This is a genomic window from Paenisporosarcina sp. P4_E4_2, from assembly GCF_056401595.1.
Map to the genome: position 1 here is coordinate 1 of NZ_JBFUJC010000008.1, position 21,917 is coordinate 21,917.

At 40.4% G+C, this 21,917-nt stretch carries 22 protein-coding genes; 5 read left to right on the forward strand and 17 right to left on the reverse strand.

Going from position 1 to position 21,917, the window contains the following annotated elements; all coding sequences use genetic code 11:
• Positions 1–4: 4 nt before the first annotated feature.
• Positions 5–1,060, forward strand: coding sequence for a quinolinate synthase NadA (gene nadA / locus AC1DSB_RS02215; RefSeq protein WP_477585670.1), 1,056 nt, complete (start codon positions 5–7; stop codon positions 1,058–1,060).
• Positions 1,061–1,115: 55 nt separating this feature from the next.
• On the opposite strand, the gene AC1DSB_RS02220 is transcribed toward nadA, so the two are convergent.
• The 6 genes from AC1DSB_RS02220 to AC1DSB_RS02245 all read right to left on the reverse strand — a co-directional run bounded on the left by AC1DSB_RS02220 (position 1,116) and on the right by AC1DSB_RS02245 (position 8,543).
• On the reverse strand, positions 1,116–2,669 hold the full coding sequence (locus tag AC1DSB_RS02220; RefSeq protein WP_477585651.1) for a fatty acid--CoA ligase family protein: 1,554 nt from the start codon (positions 2,667–2,669) through the stop codon (positions 1,116–1,118).
• 198 nt (positions 2,670–2,867) lie between these two features.
• Positions 2,868–4,808 carry an FtsX-like permease family protein gene (locus tag AC1DSB_RS02225; protein ID WP_477585653.1) on the reverse strand — a complete coding sequence of 647 codons (1,941 nt, stop codon included), beginning with the start codon at positions 4,806–4,808 and terminating at the stop codon, positions 2,868–2,870.
• Positions 4,780–5,553 carry an ABC transporter ATP-binding protein gene (locus AC1DSB_RS02230; protein WP_477585655.1) on the reverse strand — a complete coding sequence of 258 codons (774 nt, stop codon included), beginning with the start codon at positions 5,551–5,553 and terminating at the stop codon, positions 4,780–4,782. Before AC1DSB_RS02230 ends, AC1DSB_RS02225 begins: the two co-directional genes overlap by 29 nt.
• Positions 5,486–6,565 (reverse strand): sensor histidine kinase, encoded by a 1,080-nt coding sequence (locus AC1DSB_RS02235; RefSeq protein ID WP_016429138.1) that lies wholly within the window; start codon positions 6,563–6,565, stop codon positions 5,486–5,488. Before AC1DSB_RS02235 ends, AC1DSB_RS02230 begins: the two co-directional genes overlap by 68 nt.
• Entirely contained in the window at positions 6,562–7,269 is a 708-nt protein-coding gene (locus AC1DSB_RS02240; protein ID WP_477532108.1) for a response regulator transcription factor, read from the reverse strand. The genes AC1DSB_RS02235 and AC1DSB_RS02240 overlap by 4 nt, the downstream gene beginning before the upstream one ends.
• Positions 7,270–7,553: 284 nt before the next feature.
• Entirely contained in the window at positions 7,554–8,543 is a 990-nt protein-coding gene (locus AC1DSB_RS02245) for a lipoate--protein ligase (RefSeq protein ID WP_477585658.1), read from the reverse strand.
• A gap of 134 nt (positions 8,544–8,677) precedes the next feature.
• On the opposite strand from AC1DSB_RS02245, the gene yhfH reads away from it, so the two are divergent.
• A complete protein-coding gene (yhfH, locus tag AC1DSB_RS02250; RefSeq protein ID WP_016429141.1) occupies positions 8,678–8,803 on the forward strand; it encodes a protein YhfH in 126 nt (41 codons plus the stop codon).
• Positions 8,804–8,850: 47 nt separating this feature from the next.
• Here the strand turns inward: yhfH and AC1DSB_RS02255 are convergent, their stop codons facing one another.
• From AC1DSB_RS02255 to AC1DSB_RS02265, 3 genes are all read right to left on the reverse strand, one after another.
• Positions 8,851–11,037, reverse strand: coding sequence for a YhgE/Pip family protein (locus AC1DSB_RS02255; RefSeq protein WP_477585660.1), 2,187 nt, complete (start codon positions 11,035–11,037; stop codon positions 8,851–8,853).
• A gap of 66 nt (positions 11,038–11,103) precedes the next feature.
• A complete protein-coding gene (locus AC1DSB_RS02260) occupies positions 11,104–11,673 on the reverse strand; it encodes a TetR/AcrR family transcriptional regulator (protein ID WP_016429143.1) in 570 nt (189 codons plus the stop codon).
• Between the two features lie 114 nt (positions 11,674–11,787).
• The gene (locus AC1DSB_RS02265) at positions 11,788–11,976 is read right to left on the reverse strand and encodes a hypothetical protein (RefSeq protein WP_016429144.1); all 189 of its coding nucleotides are present in this window, start codon (positions 11,974–11,976) and stop codon (positions 11,788–11,790) included.
• Positions 11,977–12,403: 427 nt separating this feature from the next.
• On the opposite strand from AC1DSB_RS02265, the gene AC1DSB_RS02270 reads away from it, so the two are divergent.
• Positions 12,404–12,757: a hypothetical protein gene (locus AC1DSB_RS02270; RefSeq protein WP_477532111.1), complete on the forward strand. Its 354-nt coding sequence runs from the start codon at positions 12,404–12,406 to the stop codon at positions 12,755–12,757.
• Positions 12,735–13,706 (forward strand): NAD-dependent epimerase/dehydratase family protein, encoded by a 972-nt coding sequence (locus AC1DSB_RS02275; RefSeq protein ID WP_477585662.1) that lies wholly within the window; start codon positions 12,735–12,737, stop codon positions 13,704–13,706. Before AC1DSB_RS02270 ends, AC1DSB_RS02275 begins: the two co-directional genes overlap by 23 nt.
• A gap of 275 nt (positions 13,707–13,981) precedes the next feature.
• On the opposite strand, the gene hemY is transcribed toward AC1DSB_RS02275, so the two are convergent.
• The 3 genes from hemY to hemE all read right to left on the reverse strand — a co-directional run bounded on the left by hemY (position 13,982) and on the right by hemE (position 17,476).
• Positions 13,982–15,394: a protoporphyrinogen oxidase gene (hemY, locus tag AC1DSB_RS02280; protein WP_477532115.1), complete on the reverse strand. Its 1,413-nt coding sequence runs from the start codon at positions 15,392–15,394 to the stop codon at positions 13,982–13,984.
• A 23-nt stretch (positions 15,395–15,417) separates the two neighbouring features.
• A complete protein-coding gene (hemH, locus tag AC1DSB_RS02285) occupies positions 15,418–16,353 on the reverse strand; it encodes a ferrochelatase (RefSeq protein ID WP_477532113.1) in 936 nt (311 codons plus the stop codon).
• Between the two features lie 73 nt (positions 16,354–16,426).
• On the reverse strand, positions 16,427–17,476 hold the full coding sequence (gene hemE / locus AC1DSB_RS02290; protein ID WP_477532114.1) for a uroporphyrinogen decarboxylase: 1,050 nt from the start codon (positions 17,474–17,476) through the stop codon (positions 16,427–16,429).
• A gap of 212 nt (positions 17,477–17,688) precedes the next feature.
• Here hemE and AC1DSB_RS02295 point away from each other — a divergent pair, with 212 nt between their 5' ends.
• A complete protein-coding gene (locus tag AC1DSB_RS02295; RefSeq protein ID WP_342543078.1) occupies positions 17,689–18,207 on the forward strand; it encodes an antibiotic biosynthesis monooxygenase family protein in 519 nt (172 codons plus the stop codon).
• A gap of 181 nt (positions 18,208–18,388) precedes the next feature.
• Here AC1DSB_RS02295 and AC1DSB_RS02300 read toward each other — a convergent pair whose 3' ends face one another.
• From AC1DSB_RS02300 to AC1DSB_RS02320, 5 genes are all read right to left on the reverse strand, one after another.
• Positions 18,389–19,282 carry a manganese catalase family protein gene (locus tag AC1DSB_RS02300; RefSeq protein ID WP_016429151.1) on the reverse strand — a complete coding sequence of 298 codons (894 nt, stop codon included), beginning with the start codon at positions 19,280–19,282 and terminating at the stop codon, positions 18,389–18,391.
• Between the two features lie 90 nt (positions 19,283–19,372).
• A complete protein-coding gene (locus AC1DSB_RS02305) occupies positions 19,373–19,606 on the reverse strand; it encodes a DUF2642 domain-containing protein (RefSeq protein ID WP_016429152.1) in 234 nt (77 codons plus the stop codon).
• Positions 19,607–19,713: 107 nt separating this feature from the next.
• Positions 19,714–20,187, reverse strand: coding sequence for an SRPBCC family protein (locus tag AC1DSB_RS02310; protein ID WP_477585664.1), 474 nt, complete (start codon positions 20,185–20,187; stop codon positions 19,714–19,716).
• A 30-nt stretch (positions 20,188–20,217) separates the two neighbouring features.
• Complete coding sequence (locus AC1DSB_RS02315; RefSeq protein ID WP_016429154.1) at positions 20,218–20,862, reverse strand: response regulator; 645 nt, start codon at positions 20,860–20,862, stop codon at positions 20,218–20,220.
• Complete coding sequence (locus AC1DSB_RS02320) at positions 20,831–21,904, reverse strand: HAMP domain-containing sensor histidine kinase (RefSeq protein ID WP_477532144.1); 1,074 nt, start codon at positions 21,902–21,904, stop codon at positions 20,831–20,833. The genes AC1DSB_RS02315 and AC1DSB_RS02320 overlap by 32 nt, the downstream gene beginning before the upstream one ends.
• Positions 21,905–21,917 lie beyond the last annotated feature (13 nt).

The following is a 21,917-nucleotide window of genomic DNA, read 5'->3' on the forward strand; positions in this document are numbered from 1 at the left end:
TCCAATACCTGCCCATTACTTGAACACGCCTGCAAAAGAACTACATGAACGAGCATTGAAGGCTAAGAAGTTATTGGGTGAAAGGTTGTACATTTTGGGGCACCATTACCAAAAAGATGAAGTCATTGCCTTCGCAGACGTGATTGGCGACTCGCTTCAGTTATCGCAAATTGCAGCCAAACAAACGGCCGATTATATTATCTTTTGCGGCGTCCATTTCATGGCGGAAACCGCGGATATATTAACTACTCCAAACCAAGCAGTGATTTTGCCTGATATGAGAGCAGGTTGTTCAATGGCGGATATGGCGAACATTGATCAAACAGAACGTGCCTGGATTGAATTACAAAAATGCTTCGGTGATACAATTGTTCCTTTGACGTACGTCAATTCTACTGCAGCGATTAAAGCATTTGTCGGTCGCAATGGTGGTGCGACGGTAACTTCCTCTAACGCAGAAGAAATGGTGGAATGGGCACTTTCCCAGAAAGAGCGCATGCTATTTTTACCTGATCAGCATTTAGGACGCAACACTGCCGTGAAACTTGGCATTCCTTTGGAAACGATGGCAATTTGGGATCCGATTAAAAACCGGCTGGAATTGCAATGTGCTTTAGAAGACGTTCGAGTAATTCTATGGAAAGGACATTGCTCGGTGCACATGAATTTCTTGCCTAAACACGTGGCAAATTTAAGAGAAAAAGAGCCGGACCGCAAAATTTTAGTCCATCCTGAGTGCACGTATGAAGTGGTTGCCGCATCTGATTATGCTGGTTCCACAAAATACATCATTGATATGATTGAGGCGTCTGAAGTAGGTTCGAAATGGGCAATTGGTACGGAAATGAATTTAGTGAACCGCTTAATCGCTACCTATCCTGACCGTGATATCGTGTCCTTGAATCCCTTTATGTGCCCYTGCCTGACGATGAATCGCATTGACTTGCCCCATTTAACGTGGGCTTTGGAGGAACTCTTGGAAGGTCGCATCATCAACCAAATATCAGTTGATGAAAAAACAGCTGTGGAAGCAACCATGGCTTTGGAGAAAATGCTGTAAATAGAAAAAGAAACGATTCCCCATTGATGGAATCGTTTCTTTTCGTTTTGCTTAATTATTTAGCAAGTGCCTGATCTCTTAAAGAACGACGTAAAATTTTACCCGTCGTGTTTTTCGGTAATTCTGTCAGAAACTCAAAACTACGTGGAATTTTATATTTTGCTAAATGTTCTCCGCAATAGCTGGACAGAGCTACACTGTCGAGACTTTCGTCTTTCACTACCACATAAGCATGGACAGTCTCTCCGAAGTTGGCATCCGGTAGACCAATCACGGCTGCTTCCACGACACCCGGGTGAGCAAATAATACTTCTTCCACTTCTCGTGGGTAAACATTGTAGCCCCCAACAATGACTAAATCTTTCTTGCGGTCCACAATATAGAAATATCCATCTTCATCAATTCTCGCTAAATCACCTGTGTACAACCACCCATCACGGATTGTAGCGGCAGTCTCTTCTGGCATTTTGTAGTAGCCTTTCATCACGTTTGGTCCACGGACAATCAGTTCGCCAACTTCACCAACCCCTACATCTTCGCCAAGTTCATTCACAACCCGATTTTCAACGTTGCTAATTGAAGTCCCAATTGAGCCTACTTTACGATTACGATCTAATGGATTGAAGCAAGTAACGGGTGAAGCTTCTGACAAACCGTATCCTTCCGAAATTTGCACATTGAACTTATCTTCAAAGTTATGCAGCAAGGCAACAGGTAAAGAAGAACCTCCTGAAATCGCCAAACGAATCGTTGAGAAGTCTTCGACATTTGCCTGCGGGAATTGATACAGGAAATTGTACATTGTCGGAACCCCTGCAAAGACAGTTGCTTGCTTTTCCCTCGCTAATTCAAAAACATCTTGCGGGTTAAAGCGAGGCACTAGTAAAATCGTAGCACCTTTTAATAGTGGCGCATTCACGACAACTGTCAGTGCAAATACGTGAAATACAGGTAAAGTTGCGAGCACTTTATCTGATGAGGAAAAGCCTAAATAGTCAGCTGAATCACGTGCATTTGAATACAAGTTTCCGTGCGTTAACATAGCCCCTTTAGGACGACCCGTCGTTCCTGATGTATATAAAATAACGGCATTGTCATTCTGGTCAATATCAACAGGTAAAACTTCAGGTGAAGCAGAGATGACTAGTTGTGTAAAAGATTTCACTTTTCCGCTGAGCCCTTTAGGAAGAGCAGCCAGCTTCTCTTCCGTATCTGGAGAAGTTTCACAAATTACATATGTATGGACGGACGGAAATGCTTCTGCGGCTTTCACAACAAATGGCAAAAGCATATCAAGTGCTATTACTACTCTCGCGTCACTATCTTGAAGGATGTAGGAAATCTCATCAGGTGTATAGATTGGATTGATTGGTATTACTGTAGCTCCCAAACGCATCGTTGCGTAAAGAGAAATCAAGAAGTGTGGTGTATTGCCGAGCAATAATGCGACGTGGTCCCCTTTTTCCACACCTTGTTCACGCAAAGCTGAAGCAAAACAAGCTATCGATTGACCGAATTCTGCATAGGATGTATCTTTCCCCATAAAATGATAAGCCGTTTTAGATGGTTGTTGCAAAGCCGTTTCACGAACCCGAGATACTAAATTCATCTGACTATCCCCTTTGTATTGAATGAATACTCACTCATTATTCAATATATTCATTATATAAGAAATGTTCAGTCAATACAATAAGCACCGTGAACTTTCACGGTGCTCCTGCGGTTACTCGTCGGAAACATTATGCTCCTGCATCGCTTCGCTAGCTTCGAAACATGAAAGTACGTTGGAAACATTATGCTCCTGCAGTTACTCGTCGCAATGATTATGCTCCTGCATCGCTTCGCTAGCTTCGTCGCAAACGAATAGTGGAATTAATGTGAAACCAATCAATACTAAAATCATTTCACTCAAAATGGATACTTCCGCCAAGTTCCTCCAAATGACTTGCAGTGACAAAAATGAAAATGCACTGTGTAACATCGCAATCCCCCAGGGGAGGAAAAACTGAGGAACCAGTTGACGATTGACGATTTTGATGATTTCCGGTTCGGTCAAGCCCATCCTTTTCAACACATCAAATTGTCGTTTGTCCCGCTCCAGTCCCGTATACAGTTTAAAGTAAACAAAACTTCCGGCTGCCAATAACAAAACGGCTGCAACCATTAACCCTGTAAACAATAACAACGAAAATGTTGCCCGTATAACACTGTAGTTCAATCCTGGATTTTCAAAGTAAAATGGCAGAGTGGTAAAACCTCCATCATAAATTGCGTTCGTCACTTGGGAGTCTATATCTAATCCGATTGATTTTGTACGTTCCCATTCGGCTACATGGAAAGCAAAAAATTTATACGATGAGTCAAGCATTGTTCTTCCTGCAAACGGTTCGTCTATCAATCGATAGTCTATGTCGTCTACTACCACAATGTTTGATCCTATAATCATTGAGGGAAATAACATCTTCGGATACACACCATGGATTTTAATCGGGACATTGCTTTCTTCCAATACAGTCTGAATTTCTTTACCTTTTAAATTGCCGATTGATTCCTCAGAATACGGAATAAACATGGCTTCTCCAGGAGCCAATTCAATGAGTGGCGAACCGAGTGCTAGTGCTAAACTATTGACATCCGACTCTCTTAAAATATCCACCGAGTTCCGTGAAAAGGATGAAGTTTGCTGTTTAATTAAGAACGGCACAAGCGTGTAGGATAACCCCTGCTCTTCCAATTCCTTACGCAATAATGAAATGTGGTCTGATTCATATGGATTATTCATTTCACTCGAATAGATTAGCGAAAGCGGGTTTATTTCACGAAACTGCCCTGTATAGGAAGACAGAGATGTTAATGTTCCAACTGATAAAAAAGCAACAGTCGAAACGATGGTGACGATAAAATACATACGTGCATTTTCACGGAGCTTTACAGCCACTTCCGAAACGGCGATCATGCGATACGGATGCCAGTAAAGAGACTTGCGTTTGCGTACTTGATGAAGCAAAAATAACACACTATGTGTAAAGAAGAAATACGTACCTAGTGCAGCAAGAGGTGGTAAAACAATGGCCAAAGCCAGTACCACATTCATCGATGTAAACGCGGCCGCTCCGTACGCAAACAATAACATGGCAATGCCTAGAATTGCTTTCACTGTCGAGTAACTTTGTAGTTCATCGTTCTTCCAGTAACCACGTATCAGTTCGATTATTTTTTGCTCTCGTATGAACACGACGCTCGTCATCGCAATGATGACGAAAAGACTGAAAAATGCCCCAATTGTCAAGGCAAAGGGCTTAATTGATACATATAAAGGTAAACTTTCCAATTGAAGCAATTCGCGCACAATCATAAAAAAGAATTTGGAAAAGGCATACCCAAAAAAGATCCCGGTTGCTACAGATACAGCACCAATCAACATCGTTTCTAGGAAAATCAATTTATTCAATTGCTTCTTCTCCATACCGAGTTGAAGTAGCAACCCGAACTCTTTGGAACGGGCCTGTAAAAAAGCGCTCATGGAATAGAATAGGAAAAACAGCGTAAATATGTACAATATTATTTCCGCTACAATCATCCCTGAGGCCGCAAATTCCCTTAAAAATTCATCTTCGATTTTCGGATGAAATAGTAACATGGAATACATGAAAAAGACCATGACTGAAAACATACTCGCCATAAAAAAAGCGGCATATATTCGACGATTTCGAATGACATTACGATAGGCGAATTGTCGAAAGGTCATTGACATTGCCTCCTAGCAAAGACAGCACGTTCAAAATACGTTGGAAAAAGGTTTGCCTGCGATTATCGCTATAAATTTCATTAAAAAACTCACCGTCTTTTATGAAAATGACACGGTCACAGTAACTTGCGGCAATTGGATCATGTGTGACCATGAGTATCGTTGTTTTTTGTTCCTGATTTACCTTTGCCAATAGTTCTAGCACATCACGAGAAGCWTTAGAATCCAAGTTCCCGGTTGGCTCATCGGCTAAAATAAAGGCGGGATGATGAATGAGCGCCCGCCCAATCGCAGTCCGTTGTGCTTGTCCTCCAGAAATTTCATTCGGTCGTTTTTCAAGTATTTGTTCCAAGTTCAATTTCTTCGCCAAATCTTCTATACGTCGCTTCATTTCATCTAGTGGAAGTCCATCCAGTGTTAATGGGAGAACCAAGTTTTCTTCCACTGTCAGCATTTGCAATAAATTAAAATCCTGAAAGACAAAACCGAGCTGTCTCCGACGAAAAAGAGCTAGCTCGGTTTTTGACATTTCATCTGGACGTAGCCCATCAATCGTTAGGGTACCTGAAGTTGCCGTATCAATCGTTGAAATTAGATTGAGCAGGGTCGTTTTCCCGCTACCTGACGGGCCCATGACAGCAACAAATTCACCTTTTCCCACTTCAAAACTTATTTGGTTAATTGCACGATGCGTCACTTTCCCCTCGTACACTTTCGTCACTTCGTCCATTTTCAATATGCTCATCTTCTGTTACACCTCGCTTTGCAGCTTCATGTTTATGGAATAAAACCGATACTGTCGTGCCTTTGCCCTGCTCAGACATTACACTCATTTCATGACCGAGTTTCCCACAAATTTCATTAGCTAAATATAAGCCCATTCCTGTACTTTCTCCTGTTTTCCGACCATTTTCCCCCGTAAAAAAAGCTTTCAAGACGCGGGGAAGATCGGTCGCAGGAATACCGATTCCTTCATCTTGAACAGAAAGGAGAACTTGTCCTTGTTGACAGGTTGCTTGAACATTTACTTTCTTGCCTTCTTCAAACGTGTATTTTACGGCATTCGTGATAAACTGACCGATCACAAATTTCATCCATTTCTCATCTGTTGGCACGATAAATTCATCATCAATCGCAATCACTGGATACACATGATGTGTAATGAACAAGCGTTTATTTTCCGACACTACTTCCGACACCAATGTCTTTAGATGTACTTGTTCAATTTGCATATCCTGTTCAAACGTATCCAAGCGAGCATTCATCAAGACAGAATCAAGTCCGCGCTTCAAGCGGTCAATCTCTTCCTGCATACTTTTCTTATCGACATTGCCATCTTCTTGCAATAGCAATTCCACGACAGATAGAGGTGTTTTCATTTGATGCACCCATTGATTCATGAATTGAAGATGGCGATGCTGGTTGGCGTAGAGTGCCTGAACTTCATTTTGGTACAGTCTATACAAGCCCTGTAAATACGCTTCTATTTGTTGTTGTTCAGGTGATTTCCCATCACGCTGCAAAGCCTCTTCCATGTGCTTGGGTGGAGACAATACTTTTTGATAAAATGCGTATCGCTTCACGAACCGACCAAATAAAAACGATAAAATCAGTAACGTGCTGATGACAACTGAATAAATAGCCGTATCGACATTGCGAAATCCATCCAACCAATACAGCAACATAATAAAGAGCACCATAATCAATTGAAAAATCAAGTAAGCAGCATGTTCTTTCACAAACAGCCGGAAATTCATGACGACTCCTCCGCACTTAATATGAAACGGTACCCAGCCCCTCTTACCGTTTCAATAGTTGAGGTGATTCCGTAGTCCTGTAATTTCTTCCTTACACGCGTCATATTAACGTTCAATGTGTTCTCATCGACAAACGCTTGGTCGTCCCAAAGTTCTTCCAGTAATTGCTCACGAGTGACCACTTTTGGTGCCTGGGTCATTAATAGCTCAAGTATTGTACACTCACGTTTTTGCAGTGGAATTTCTTGCGAAGAAGTATGAAGTTCCATGCGCTCCAAATATAAACAGAGTTTGCCCGTTTTTATCGTTCGTTCTTCTTGTTTCGCTGCATATTCACCGTAAGTTCTTCGTAAATGACTTCTTATTTTGGCTAGGACGATTTCATAGTGGAAAGGTTTCGTGATGAAATCATCCCCACCATTTTCAAGCGCAAACACTTGGTCCATGTCACCAGAACGTGCTGAGATAAAAATAATCGGGCACGTCGTCTTCATGCGGAACTGACGACACCAATAGTAWCCATCATAAGAAGGTAAATTAATGTCAAGCAAAATGAGGTGCGGATCGAACGCTTCGAATTCTTCTAAAATCAGTTCAAAGTCTTGAACCGTTTGCACTTCATAATGATATTTACGTAACGTATCGGCAAGCAGCGAGGCGATTTTCCGATCATCTTCAACGATATAAATGCGATGTGTCGACATCTTGACCTCCCCCTTAATATCTTTTTCTTAATTGTACTTAAGAACGGCTCGAAGTGCTACTCTATGTAGATTATTCCGATGAAAGGAGAGAATGGAACAATGGCGTAATTCCAGGTAGACAGTTTGGTGTTCCAGGTAGACAGAATCGCCTTCTAGGTAGATAGTTTTGCCGACCAGGTTGACAGATTAGCCTTCCAGGTTGCACAAAATAGATTTGGACGACCATCCTGCTACCTCTTGTCCATAAAAAAAGCCTGACCGAAGTCAGGCTTTCGTAATGAAAATTAATAAATCAACTGAAGGAATTCTTCTTTTGTAATTCCGCCGAGGTACGTTGAGATTTCCATATCACCTAGCGCGTCAGAAATCGCCGCTTTATCGTAAGTCACACCGATGATTCGCTTCTCGATATCTGCAACATCGCCTACTCCGAAGAAATCACCATAAATATTAGCATCTTCAATGACTCCGTTTTTCACTTGCAATCTCACATCAATTCCACCAGTTGGGAATCTTTCTGAATGTGACATATTGAATGCYGGAGACTTGCCATAATTCCATTCCCAATTTCCATAACGTTTTTTTGATAGGGCTTTGATATTTGCCCAGTCCTCTTCAGTCAATTCAATTGTTTTAACATCTTCTCCACCAAAAATTGAGTGGAGCAATTTCACACGAAACTCTTCAATTGTAATTTGCTTGTCCAAAAACTCGGTAATATTTGCCACTCGACTGCGAATTGATTTAATTCCTTTTGATTCAATTTTGTCCTTGCGTACTTTTAATGCAGAAACCACTGCATCAATTTCAGTATTGAACATTAATGTACCATGACTGAACATACGGCCTTTTGTTGTGAATTGGGCATTTCCAGAAATTTTTCTACCTTCGGCTAAGATATCATTGCGTCCTGACAGTTCTGCATCAACTCCCATCTCTTTCAGCGCATCCACAATTGGTTGCGTAAATTTCTTGAAGTTTCTGAAGCTGTCCCCATCGTCTTTCGTGATGAAACTGAAGTTTAAATTACCCAAATCATGATAAACAGCTCCGCCACCAGATAGTCTGCGTACTACGTGAATACCGTTAATATCTACGTAATCTGWATCGATTTCTTCAATGGTGTTCTGGTTCTTGCCGATAATAATAGCTGGTTCATTGATATAGAACAGAAAGAAAGAATCCTTTTCTATGTCCATTGTTTTTAGTGCATATTCTTCAATCGCCAAATTTATGCGAGGATCTGTAATTCCTTTGTTATCAATAAAATACATGAGGGTATCGCTCCTTTTAGATGTTATTCATATTATATAGGAATATTAGGCGTTTGTGTTGACATTCGTTTAACTGTTATAATACAATACCATATACGATAACAGTACTAGTACAGAAAAAGGAGGTCACCGACATGATTGAGAATGTAGTAGAGTTTTTCAAGAACCTTCCCCCTAAGCAATGTGCCCAATGTGGAGAAAAAATCGAAGAACAGCATGAATGCTACGGTAATACATGCGATAAATGTAATACTATTTAACCTAAAAAAACAGCCGTTCAGGATTTACCTCCTGAACGGCCGTTTTTTTATGCTTCCTGTACTTTTGAATAGCGTCGCTTGAACAAAATGACGAAATAAGTCATCGTGCATGCAGCTGCTGCTATAAAGAATGCCAGCAATATTCCGATATTCCACTGAATAAAGTCAATATCCGTTGAGGAAATCGCAGCTTTGAATCCTTGTACGGAATAGGTCATCGGCAACCATTGGTTAAATATTTGCAATGGTTGCGGAATCATTTCGAGCGGGAACGTTCCTGCACTTGTCACCAGTTGCAAAATAAGAATGATTATGGCGACAAATCTACCACTGTCACCAAGAACTGAGACGAGCAATTGCACGATGGCTAAAAAGGTGAAACTTGTTATGATGGCAATCGCAATAAACCATCCAAGATTTTCTGGATCTAATCCTAATCCAAAAATTAGGATTGCTACCGCAATCAGTGCTTGCACAACGCCAACGATACCGAGAACGGTCATTTTACTCGTTGCCCATGCAAAACCACTTGTCGGTGGGATAGCTGTTTGTACCAGAGGGAAAACGATCGAAATTAGCAATGCTCCCACAAACAATCCAAGTGACAAGAAATATGGCGCAAATCCTGTTCCATAGTTTGGCACGTGATTGACAGCTGATTTTGTTACGCCAACAGGAGAAGAAGCCATGTCAATCGTATCTTCGTTAGCATTTACTGCGCTTGCTACAGTAGAAGCATCTGCAAGTTTTTCTTGTAAAGAAGACGTACCTTCAGCTAGTTTCGCTGTCCCATCAACAAGCTGAGTGGATCCAGCAGCAAGTTCTCCAGATTTTGATGCAATTTGTGATGTACCTGAAGTTAACTCGTTCGAACCTTGAACAAGTTGTTGCAACCCGTTTGAAAGTTCATTACTGCCCGTAGAGGCACTTGCCAACCCGTTTTTCAAATCTCCCAACTTAGTCGAAAGGGTGTCACTTCCAGTTGCTAAAGATGCAGCCCCTGTATTTAATGCTTCGGAAGATTGAGTTAAGGTAGACAATCCATTCGCAAGCTCCTGATGACCTGTAGCTAATTTCTCTGCACCAGATGATGCTTGACTCATGCCGCCGCTTAGCTGTTCTGTTCCGACTTGTAACTCACCTAAACCTTGAGAAACTTGTGAACTTCCTTGTTGTAGTTGCTCAAGTGCCCCTTTCAAAGCGGTTTGTTGCTCTTTTGGAAGGGATGCGAGAATCGGAGCCATTTGTTCAGATAAAGTCTCTAAACCAGCTGTTACTTGAGTAGACCCCCCTGCCAATTTTCCAACAGATTGATTCGTCATGGAGGCACCTTGTTGCAGTTGGCTTAGCGCTTCATTGAGTTGCTGTTCTTTTTCATTTGCCGCCGCTAATCCATTTGATACTTTTGCGACACCTTGCGTATAAGACGCAACTCCATCTTGCAGTTGGCCTGCTCCATCTGCTGCTTTACCAGCACCTTGTTGTAACTGACCCGCTCCTGCTGTAAGTTTCCCAAGTCCTTCATTTAATTCTGTTGCTCCATTTGATGCTTTTACGGCTCCTGAAGCAAGTGCAGTTGACCCATCAGCCAATTGTACCGATCCGCTTGCCAATTGTTCCAAGTAACCTTTCAAATCCGTCGCTCCAGAAGAAAGACTATCTGCTCCAGCCGTTAATTTCTCAGCTCCGTCTGCAGCCTCCCCATACCCATTGCCCATTTTAGAAATGGAAGCGAAAAGATTTTCAGAGTAACTAGCGACGACTGGTTTATTTACTTCTGCACGAATTTGTTCAATTGCTGACTCACCAATTTGTGCGGATAAGAAATTAAACCCTTCGTTCGGTTTGTATTCAATCATCAATTTTTCAGGTTTCTCATCTAAAAGTGTCGTTGCATGTTGAGAAAAATTCGAAGGAATCTCAATTACCATATAATAGTCTTGATTTTTCAGAGCTTCTTCTCCCTGTTTTTTTGACACTTCCACAAAATGGAACTCTTGACTATCTACCAGGTTCTTCGTGAGATCCTTCCCGACTGTTATGCGTTCCCCATCCAATTCAGCTCCCGCATCCTCATTAACTATTGCTACTGGCAGTTCATTTAACTGTTCATAGGGATCCCAAAACGCCCATAAGAACATCCCCGCATACAATACCGGAATGAATAAAACCGCTAGGATCGGAACAAGTAATTTACGGTTCTTAACAATGTTTAGAAATTCTTGTTTTATCATCTAATTTCCTCCTAATACTTATTGACCAAATTTCTCAATCGGTCATTTTGTTTCAAAAAAAGAGTCTCACTTAATGAGACTTCGGAATATAGTGTCACGAAATACATCCACTATTTTTTCTTCCGGCAACGCTTGCTCATGAGTCTTTTGCCAATCAACAGCAAAGGCCATATAGGCTTTAAAAATTAAATAGGCGACTAGTTCAACATCAACTACTCTTATTTCATTCTTGGCAATCGCCCGCTCGATATGCTCTGCAATATAGCGTACAATTTCTTGTTCAACCTTTACAAGAACAGCCTGAACGACTGGCGTTTTCATATCTTTTTCTTCAGCAATCAACTTTGCAAGTAAAGCGTGTCGCTCCCGGAATTCCAGCATTTTCATTAATACGAGATGGGCATTTTTCTGGAAAGAGCACTGATCCGAAATGATGGCATCTTTTTCTGCCTTCATTTCATTAATCATCGTAAAGGCAATTTCATGAAACAATTCTTCTTTATTTGCAAAAAATGTATAAATCGTCCCTTTTCCTACATTTGCAACCTTCGCCACTTGATCCATGGTGGTCGCTTTATAACCAAATAAAGAAAATGATTTAGTTGCTGCTTCTAAAATTTCATGTCTGCGATCCAATTCTTTCACCTCACCTCATAAAATTGACTAAAAAACCATATTGGTCATCTAGTCATAATCATAATAGATTCTTATGTTTTTTACAATAGGCAATTCATTACTGTCATTATTTGTTCATAAATCATTAATCCTTCTTAATATATAGTATGAACTGATAATGGCTAAAATGGTTGCAATAATGGAGCGAATGAATAGACTCATAATGCCATCAGCACCAAAAGGATGGAAAATCATAATCTTCAACAGAAAATCAAAACACCAGATTAAAATGATGAAAATCATAAATTTCATAATAAGATACATAGTTTTCCCACCTACTATTACAATTTCTGATAGATTTACTAAACACTATAATACAATTTAAAGAGCTTTTTTAAAAAAGCCCTTACTTTCAACAATTGAAAAAACACAAAACAGATTAGAGCCAACTATTATAATCAACTTTTATCTGGATTAACTTCCTATGATTCTAATCCTAACCGGAACTCGTGACGACAAAGGTTGAACAAATAAAGGGAAAAATTCTCAAATCATTACCCAAATTCACTCAATTCCTCACAATCCATTGCTTAAATTCCATCCCAATAAAAATACATTTGTGTTCTGTAAACTTAAACTTATCTTCTATTAGTTACCTACGATAAGTGAAGGTCTATATGTAAAAATTCGAATGCCTAAACTCATAGTCACCTACTACATACAATGTAAAAAACAAAAGGATGTTTGTGAATTGAAAGTTCTTGTCACGGGAAAAGCCGGATTTATTAGTTCCCATTTATTTGACGCGTTCATTTTGTCAGGAGTAAGTAGGGCGAAAAAATCTTCCATCAATGAGCTTTTAAAGTTACTGGCAGATATTAATGGTATTAATATGCAACCACTCCATACTGCTTCTCCGGATGTAGATATCAAACATAGTTGTCTTTTTAATAAAAACGCACATCAAGGGCTATATTGGGATCCTCTCGTTAAAATCCAAAAGGGAATGAATGATACCTATGCTTTTATCAATCTAATTGACTGTACATTTCTAGGTCCTTTCAATTTTCATTCCGATAGGAGTGGAGGATTTGACGCAAAATAACGAGTCATCAAGCCAGTTCCCGCTAAATGCTATACCATTGGGGAAACCGAGGATTTTAATTACAGGAGCAAATGGATTTACGGGGAAACACGCATGCCAATACTTTATGAATGAGAACTATCATGTGATTGCAGTAACGAGAATGGCAACCAATCAAATTTCAAATCGCTTAATAACCTATGAAAAATGTGAACTTACAGATAAACAGGCAGTTAAAATGCTAATCAAAAAAACAAAACCCGATTTTCTTCTTCATTTGGCAGGTCAGAACCATGTTGAAGCATCCTGGAGTGATCCACTTGGCTCTCTCGAGGCAAATGTTTTCTCTACTGCATATTTATTGGAAGCCCTGCGAAATGAAGAATCTGATTGTAGAATTGTAGTTGTTGGATCCTCGCTGGAATTCAATCCTGCCGACTTCTCCGCTCCTCACCATCCCTATGCTTTATCAAAAACTCTTCAAACATTGATTGCACAGTCCTGGGAAATGCTTTATGGAATGAATGTTATTATCGCAAAGCCTTCTAATCTTATCGGTCCGGGCATTTCTTACGGGCAATGCTCAATCCTTGCAAAAAAAGTAGTTGAAATGGAATTCACTAATGCCGAAAAAATACTTAAAGTAATTAACTTACATGCGAGACTCGATTTTTTGGATGTTAGAGATGCTATTTTGGCGTACGATACATTATTTCAAAAAGGTATTCCTGGCAAAATGTATGCTATATCGTCTGGAAAATACAAGTACTTAAAAGACCTGATAAATGCTCTCCGTCTTTATTCTTCTGTTGAATTTGAGATTCAAACATTGGGCAATTACCTTGAAGTAGTTAAACCTCTTAGACCTAATTCAATCAATAAACTTGGATGGCAACCTAGCATATCATTTGAGGAGTCAATACAGGACATTCTATCGTATTATCGCGATGTTTCACTTGGTTTTTCATAACTTTTTTGTGAATATAGCAGGTACTATTATCCTTGTACTCTCTGCTTAATCAAAAGGCTCCGTTTACTTTTACTATTGATTATTTATAGAGGAAATCCGCACCCTTTCGTGAACTACGTAGAAAAGATTTAGGCCAAAGGTTATTTGGTCATGACCATTCCTCCGAAGCTATCGCAGCGAAAATTGGTATTTTATACCACTCTAATCTTTTATAATAACTCTACAATAAACGTAAACAAAAGGACAACTCCGAGGAGTTGCCCTTTCACATTCATTTATTTAACAAACAAGTCATCCAAAACTTCACTGACAGCGGCTTTCCCTTGATCGACACAATCAGGCAGTCCAAGTCCTTCATAAGAACTTCCTGCTAGCTTAATCATTGGAAAACGCTCTTGAATCTCTCTTTTCGCTTTAGCCACGCGCTCTTTATGCCCTACCACATATTGGGGAGAAGCATTTCTCCATCGAGTGACGACAGAAAATAGAGGTTCTTGATCAATGTTAATCGTTTTGCGTAAGTCCGAGAGAACGATTTTTTCAAGTTCGCTGTCTGATAATTCAACCGCAGACTCATCGCCTGCCCGACCAACAAATCCTCGAAGCAATACATGCCCGTCTGGTGTTGTTGTTGGCCACTTACGATGTGTCCACGTACAGGCAGTGATGGAGTAATCACTGTTTCGAGACACTAAGAAGCCAGTGCCTTCTTTATCTTGTTTGACTGCTTCTTCTTTAAAAGCCAGTGCAACAGTCGCCACTGAAGTAGCAGGCATTTCCTCGAAATCAGCCATCAATCCGTGCTCTTCAAATAATGGCAGAGCGGCGAGATGTGGTGTTGCAAAAATCAATTGATCGAGAAGCATTTCTGAATCGTTGTTTAGGAACAAATTCACTTGTTCCCCAACTCGTTCGAAACGTTCCACACGAACACCCTTCATAACTGAACCTGGTTCAAGCTGTGCTTCAATTGCTTCCACAACAGTTTCCAATCCATTTTTGAATGTACGGAAAATACCTTCTTTTGACTTAACAAGCGGCTGTTTTGGTGTCGTTTTTTTCGAACCGATTATCAAACTTCGATGTTCCTGTTCCAGTTTATAAAACTGGGGAAACGTAGCCTGAAGGCTCATTTTATCAATGTCTCCTGAGTAGATGCCTGATAATAAAGGTTCAATTAAATTTTCAACCACTTCACCGCCGAAACGTCTACGTAAGAATTGTCCAACCGACTGATCTCCGTTAACAGAGGACTTAGGTAAAATAAAATCTCCAGCCGCGCGAAATTTCCCACTCCATGAGAACAATCCTGAGGTGACGAAAGGCGATATTTGTGTAGGGATGCCCATGACAGACCCTCCAGGAATTGGGTGCAGCCCGTCATTGACCAGAATATATGCCTGTCCAGTTGCATTGCTGACAAGTTGGTCACTGATGCCAAGATCCTCGGCTAAAATGCCAAAGCTTTTTTTACGTGCCAAAAACGAGTCAGGTCCCCGTTCAATGACAAATCCATCTTTACGGACTGTTTGGATTTTCCCTCCGAGTCGATGGGAAGCTTCTATCAAAACTACTTCAAGAGGATACCCTTTTTCTTTCGCTTCTTTCTGCAAGTAATATGCAGCTGCCAATCCAGTAATTCCCCCACCAACTATCGCTACTTTTCGTTTTCCTTGAGACACAGTCATCATCACTTTCGATTTCAGTTTCCTTATTTTTTATCTAAATGTTTCAATACAACATCGGACATAGCATCAATAAATAATGGTTGTGTGTTAGGCATTTCAGGTCGGTAGTAATTGGCACCGATTTCATCAGTCACCACTTTACACTCATAATCATTGTCGAATAACACTTCTAAATGATCTGCGACAAACCCTACTGGCGTATAGACAAATGTAGAATAGCCTTTTTGTTCGTGCAATTCATGAGTAAGGTCTTGAACGTCTGGTCCAATCCAAGGTTCTGGCGTTTGACCAGCACTTTGCCAACCGACTTCGTAGTTTTCAATAGCAGCTGATTGCGCGATTAAGTTGGCCGTTTCTTTTAATTGATCTGGATATGGATCGCCATTTGCGATAATTTTTTCAGGTAATGAGTGTGCAGAAACGATTAAACAAGCTTTTTCACGTTGTTCTGCCGACATCGAATTGAAAGTTTCGGAAACCTTTTCAGACCAATACTGAATGAATTTTGGTTCATCGTACCAACTCTCTACTGAAGTGATCTGTAGACTACCTAATTTTTCAGCAGTTTCTTGTACACGTCCGTTATACGACTTAATCGAGAATGTTGAGAAATGAGGTGCAAGTACAATGGAAACCGCTTCTGTGATTCCATCTTTATGCATTTGCTCCACGGCATCTTCAACAAACGGTTCAATATGTTTTAACCCAATGTATAATTTGAATTCAATTTCGTCTTGAACGGCATTCAAACGGTCACGAAGTGCAGTCGCTTGGTCGTCTGTAATTTTTGCCAAAGGAGAAATTCCACCGATTGCACGATAGCGGTCTCTTAAATCGATAAGAGCTTCTGGACTTGGCGGACGACCATGACGAATATGTGTATAATAACGCTCTAAATCTTCTTCTTTATAGGGCGTACCGTAAGCCATCACAAGCAGTCCCATTGTTTTTTTAGTCAACTTGATCACCTCGTTCATTAATTTACAATCTTCATTTTGCTAGGTTCAATTTCATTGCGCGAACTTGTAAGCCTTATGAATGTGCTTTGATTTGTGCACGGCTGTATTCATGGACAAATGACGTCAATCGTTTTAATGTATCTGGATTTACTTCAGGGAATACGCCATGTCCTAAATTGAAAATGTGTGAAGGATGAGCAATTCCTTGATCGATGATTTCTTTAGCACGTTCTTCAATGACAGACCAATCTGCCAACAAAAGAGATGGGTCCAAGTTTCCTTGAAGCGTTTTTGTTAAGCCCATTGCTCGAGCTTCTTTGATTGATAAGCGCCAGTCTAGACCTACTACGTCCACTGGCAGATCATGCCACTCTTTTGCTAAATGACTTGCACCAACACCAAATGTCGTTACAGGTACACCTTGTTCTTTAATAGCAGTAAAAATTCGTGTCATTATCGGTTTGATGAAAATACGGTAATCTTCAATATTCAATGCGCCAACCCATGAATCAAAAATTTGAATGGCTTTAGCACCAGCATCGATTTGTGCTTTAGTATAAATGATAATCATATCAGCAAGCTTGTCCATTAATGCAAACCACGCTTGAGGCTCAGAGACCATGAATGCTTTCGTTTTGTTGTAATTTTTAGAAGGACCGCCTTCAATCATGTAACTTGCAAGTGTGAACGGAGCTCCAGAGAAACCGATTAACGGAACATCCAGTTGTTCTTCAGTCAAAATTTTGATGGTTTCAAGAACAAATGGGATGTGATCTTGAGGCGAAAGTTCACCAAGTTTTTCTACATCTTGCACTGTGCGAATCGGATTAGAAATAACAGGACCCACGCCTGATTTGATTTTCACATCAACGCCGATTCCTGGAAGTGGTGTCACGATATCTTTATATAAAATCGCGGCATCCACATTGTAATTTTCAACCGGTAAGCGTGTGACGTATGCACAAAGTTCTGGTTGATGCGTGATTTCTTCTAAAGAATATTTTTCTTTAATTTTGCGATATTCCGGTTGTGAACGTCCTGCTTGACGCATATACCATACAGGTGTGTAATCTACTTTCTCGCCTCTCGCTGCGCGTAAAAAAGTGTCGTTAATCTGTCTCATGAATTTCCTTCCTGCCTTTCAACATTACATATTTGGGGTCGTCCTTGTTATATTCGTTCTAAATATAGACGTTCTCTACACTATTGTATAGATTTCAAGTGCAATTGTCATAGAATTGTCTTGATTCAACGACACTCTTTTGACAAAGTGTTGTTTTGAGCACTTTTAACTGGGGAAGATTATAATGTACATATAGAATGGAGGGATTTTGAGTGAATATTTATTTGACGTCAGGTACACCTGAATTCATGAATTCTTTAAAGGAAAAACATGCGGGAGAAAAGATGGTCGTCCTACACGGACAAGGAAATGCAGTGCTACTTCATGAAACAAGTGGCAAAACAGTTTTTCAAACACCGCGTAAGTATGAAGTCATCGACTCTTCAGGTGAATTAAGTGACCAGGGCTACTTCGTTTTCAACAATATCCCAGTAACGGAAGAAGGTCGCCCGATTTTTGAACACCGATTCACAAATCGTCCGCGTGCTATTGAAAATGAGCCAGGATTTATTGCAATCCGCGTATTGCGTCCAGTCGGTTCGGACACATACATCATTTTGACGGAATGGACTGGTGCAGGCTCATTCGAAGCTTGGCAGAATTCACAAGCTTATAACAAGGCACATGAAAAACGCGGTACCGATGAAGGCATCGACAAACGTCCAAATATCTTCTCAAGTGCTTCTTATGTTACAACTTATAAAACTGCAAAAAAGACAGACGAAGCTTAATAATATTGAAAAGCGCCTATTCCCAAGGGAACGGCGCTTTTTTGATGGCTATGGATTTCTTAATAATAATTTCGTGAAATTTTTATCGCTCAAATTAGAGGATTTATCAATCAAACTAGAAATTTATCGCTCAAACTCGGTCCACAAGCAAGTTAACTTTCTTGAGAAATCGTTTAAAACCCTACATGTTAGCCATTAAACGTTTGGCAATTTGTTGATATTCATCCGGCCCAATTCCTGGCGCGAATTCTTCAGGTAAATCGTCAAGATCCGGAATTGGTCCACCTTTAGGAATGCCATCTTGTACAACAAGTGGCTGACCATTACTCGGATTATCGCCTTTCCAGATAGAGCGGATATCTTTATACTGCCCTTCATCATTCCATGTAAAGAGAACATTTCCTAACCCACGATCTTCAAATTTTACCGCATGATCAAATGACCGATTATCCAGATTCGGTATTGGAAGCATTCTTGTTAAATCAACACCAGTGGCCATTTCAATTGCTTTCGCATACGCAAGTACGTGTGTACCGCCTCGTACTAATAGATATCCAATCATTTCTCTCGCTGTTTCGTGACTCGTCATTTCATAAACGCGCATTTTATGGGTTCTTGCTCCACATTCCAAGAAGAAATTATGCAAYAGATCCAGCACCAAGTTTCCGCTAGAAAACACATGGTCACCGCGCCATGGATTACCCATGGAATCCCCTGCCATCGAAGTTTGGGCGGTTGCTATGAGCGCGTACGTATTTCGTAAATCTTTACCATTCTGCAATGGTGTCAAATCAGGATCACCTGCAAAGGAAATACCTTTGTTCAAGATATTGATGGTATTGGATACCAGCTCAACATGTCCAAATTCTTCAGCGGTAATACTTGCGACTAAGTCATAAAATGGTTTAAATTTCGTTTTTTGACGAAAATTGAATGACTGATACATATAGTTATTCAAAGTCGACATTTCTCCGAATTTACCACCCAAAAGTTCTTGAACGGCTGCGGCAGCGTTTGCATCGCCATATTCGGGTACAGGCAACTCGATTGCCAGCCTATTTACGCGTTTAAACATGGAATCTCCTTCTCTCAAATTTGATAATTAAACGAATTCGACTCTTCCCGTTTATGTTTATGACTCCCAGTAAGTGAATATGTTCAATTATTATTTATGAGAAGCTGGAGACACCCAAATAATTTGTTGGATACGAACGTAAAATGGTGTTCCATTTTTTTCTACTACGATATGATCGGGCACAACCTCTTTAAGTACACCTGTGACCACACTGTTATTTGATAATTGAACAACAATTTTTCCTCCTACAGCTGATGTTAACGTCTGGTACACAAAAGGATCAAAATTGCTGACAAATTCTACGGACTGTTGTTGATCATCCATTCACGCCACACTCCTTTCAATCAATACCCATATTGTATGGATGGGGTGTGGCAAAGGTGATATGAAATTTCCAATCCTCGAAATTTGAAATGTCCATTGTAACAGGTTTATTCTGACTTCATTTCCCTCATTCGTAATTCTGCCAGATGCTTTAGCTCATTCGAACGGGATTCAATAAATCCTTGCATGTACTTTTCCAAAAACAGTTTATCTGCCACGCGCCCAATGATGCCGAATGGTGCATGATAGACAAATGTATCTTTCATCATTGTTCCGTAATGGATTTCCGTAAATTCGTGCGTATGTGTAAATGATTGAAAAGCTCCTTTAACTTGAACATCTATAAAAAAATTGGGTCTAACCATCTCTATAATTTTGGCAGTTAACCTCTGTTTCACTCCAAAATGAGTGGCTTCCCAAGTGACACAATCACCTTTTTCCAATAATCCTGTTATTATGCCATCAACTGCCCTTTCATTTGTTTGAGAGGTAGTTTGCATATGCGCTTCAACGCTTCTGGCAAGATTGAAACACACTTCAATCGGTGCTTTTATGTAAGTAATGTGTATGATAACAGGCATCATTCGACACTCCTCAATGTGAAAGTCAGTTTATTCTTTCCCGTGCAAGATCCCATTACGATTGGCATAAACAGCCGCTTGAGTGCGGTCGGCACATTCAAGCTTCCCTAAAATATTGCTCACGTGAGTCTTCACCGTTTTGATGCCAATGAATAACTTTTCCCCAATTTCCTGGTTACTAAGCCCGTCCCCTAGGCACTTTAATACATCCAATTCCCGCTCCGTTAAATCATCGTGAAGAAACCGCTCTTTAGGACGCAGCTTTTTCATCATCAAGTCAGTCACTTTAGGGGCAATCGTCGCCTGCCCTTTAATGGCATCATGAATCGCCTCAGAAATTTTATGGGCCGGCAATGTTTTCAATAAATAGCTGAAAGCCCCTGCTTCTAGCGCTGGAAATACTTGTTCTTCATCATAATAGCTCGTTAATATCATGATTTTACATGTTGGATGAAAAGTCAGGATTTCTTTTGTGGCTTCGATTCCATTGCCATCTTCCATTAACAAGTCCATCAGCATCACATCGGGCAGATGTTTTTTAGCTAAGGCGATTCCTTCTTTACCACTTCTCGCTTCTCCAACAACTTCGATTCCAGGTTCTGTCATAAAATAAGATACCAATCCCAGTCGGACCATTTCATGATCATCCGTTATGCCAATTCGAATCGGTTTCATCACGCATACCTCCTTTTAAAGGTTGGCAAGGAATCTGGAAAAGCCACTCCGTTCCTTCCCCTTCTTTTGAGTGCAAACGGGCAGTTCCGCCTATTTCTTCACAGCGTTCTCGTATCGTCATCAATCCATATGATGTTTGCTTCTTCTTTGCCGAATCAAACCCYCTGCCGTCGTCTCTGATGGTCAATACAAATTGTGAACTACTGAGCTCAGCTAAAATTTTCACATATGTAGCTTCTGCATGACGAAGACAATTGGCAAGCACTTCCTGCACAATTCTGTACACATGCTCTTCACTTCCTTGAGACAAGCAGGACTCTTCTGGGAATTGAAGGTCGAATGTAACATCAGTCCTCGTCTCCAACTCTTCGAGTAACTCTGAAAGTGCCACAAAGAGGGTTTTATTTTGTAAATCCATTGGTCTTAAATGAAGCAATAGAGCTCGCATTTCATTGAGGGTTTTAACGGATAGAACAGATATTTGCTGAATAATGGATACAGCTCTTTCAGGATTTTGTAGAACTGTTCTCTCTGCAGAAGAGGACAGCATCGATAAGGCAAACAATTGCTGACTGACAGCATCATGCAATTCACGTGCAATTTTTTGACGTTCTTCCGTCATTGCAGCTTGTTCAGCTTGTTTGATCATCATGACATTCTGATCCACTAGACGTTGTAAAGTTCTTAATTGGACATTCATTTGTTCTGCCAACTCATTAAAACCTTCTTCAAGCAACCCAAGCTCGTCATTTCCTTGAACTGGAAGGCGGGTACGGTATTTGCCGTTTTGCAACATGCCAAAACCGGCCAGTAGATCGCGGTGGCGACTTGATAAATGATTGTCCCTTCGATATCCCCGGATCATTTCGTACGTAGCGATTACTATAAAAACGATGATGGGCACTACAATAGAACCTTTTATAGTAATAAATGTGTACGGAATGAAATAAACATATAGTTGAAGAATAGCGAATAGGAAAATGGAGACATCACGTGCAAGCCGCCAGCCTTGTTTAATGGATTCAACATGAAATGACTTCATTCCTACTCTTCCT

What these genes read in the sequence shown, in the direction of transcription:
- hemY (WP_477532115.1), bottom strand. Translation starts at nt 15,394, where the DNA reads ATGACTGTGTCTCAAGGAAAACGAAAAGTAGCGATAGTTGGTGGGGGA.
- AC1DSB_RS02225 (WP_477585653.1), bottom strand. Translation starts at nt 4,808, where the DNA reads ATGACCTTTCGACAATTCGCCTATCGTAATGTCATTCGAAATCGTCGA.
- yhfH (WP_016429141.1), top strand. Translation starts at nt 8,678, where the DNA reads ATGATTGAGAATGTAGTAGAGTTTTTCAAGAACCTTCCCCCTAAGCAA.
- AC1DSB_RS02305 (WP_016429152.1), bottom strand. Translation starts at nt 19,606, where the DNA reads ATGGATGATCAACAACAGTCCGTAGAATTTGTCAGCAATTTTGATCCT.
- hemE (WP_477532114.1), bottom strand. Translation starts at nt 17,476, where the DNA reads ATGAGACAGATTAACGACACTTTTTTACGCGCAGCGAGAGGCGAGAAA.
- AC1DSB_RS02315 (WP_016429154.1), bottom strand. Translation starts at nt 20,862, where the DNA reads ATGAAACCGATTCGAATTGGCATAACGGATGATCATGAAATGGTCCGA.
- AC1DSB_RS02255 (WP_477585660.1), bottom strand. Translation starts at nt 11,037, where the DNA reads ATGATAAAACAAGAATTTCTAAACATTGTTAAGAACCGTAAATTACTT.
- AC1DSB_RS02235 (WP_016429138.1), bottom strand. Translation starts at nt 6,565, where the DNA reads ATGAATTTCCGGCTGTTTGTGAAAGAACATGCTGCTTACTTGATTTTT.
- AC1DSB_RS02220 (WP_477585651.1), bottom strand. Translation starts at nt 2,669, where the DNA reads ATGAATTTAGTATCTCGGGTTCGTGAAACGGCTTTGCAACAACCATCT.
- AC1DSB_RS02265 (WP_016429144.1), bottom strand. Translation starts at nt 11,976, where the DNA reads ATGTATCTTATTATGAAATTTATGATTTTCATCATTTTAATCTGGTGT.
- AC1DSB_RS02310 (WP_477585664.1), bottom strand. Translation starts at nt 20,187, where the DNA reads ATGCCTGTTATCATACACATTACTTACATAAAAGCACCGATTGAAGTG.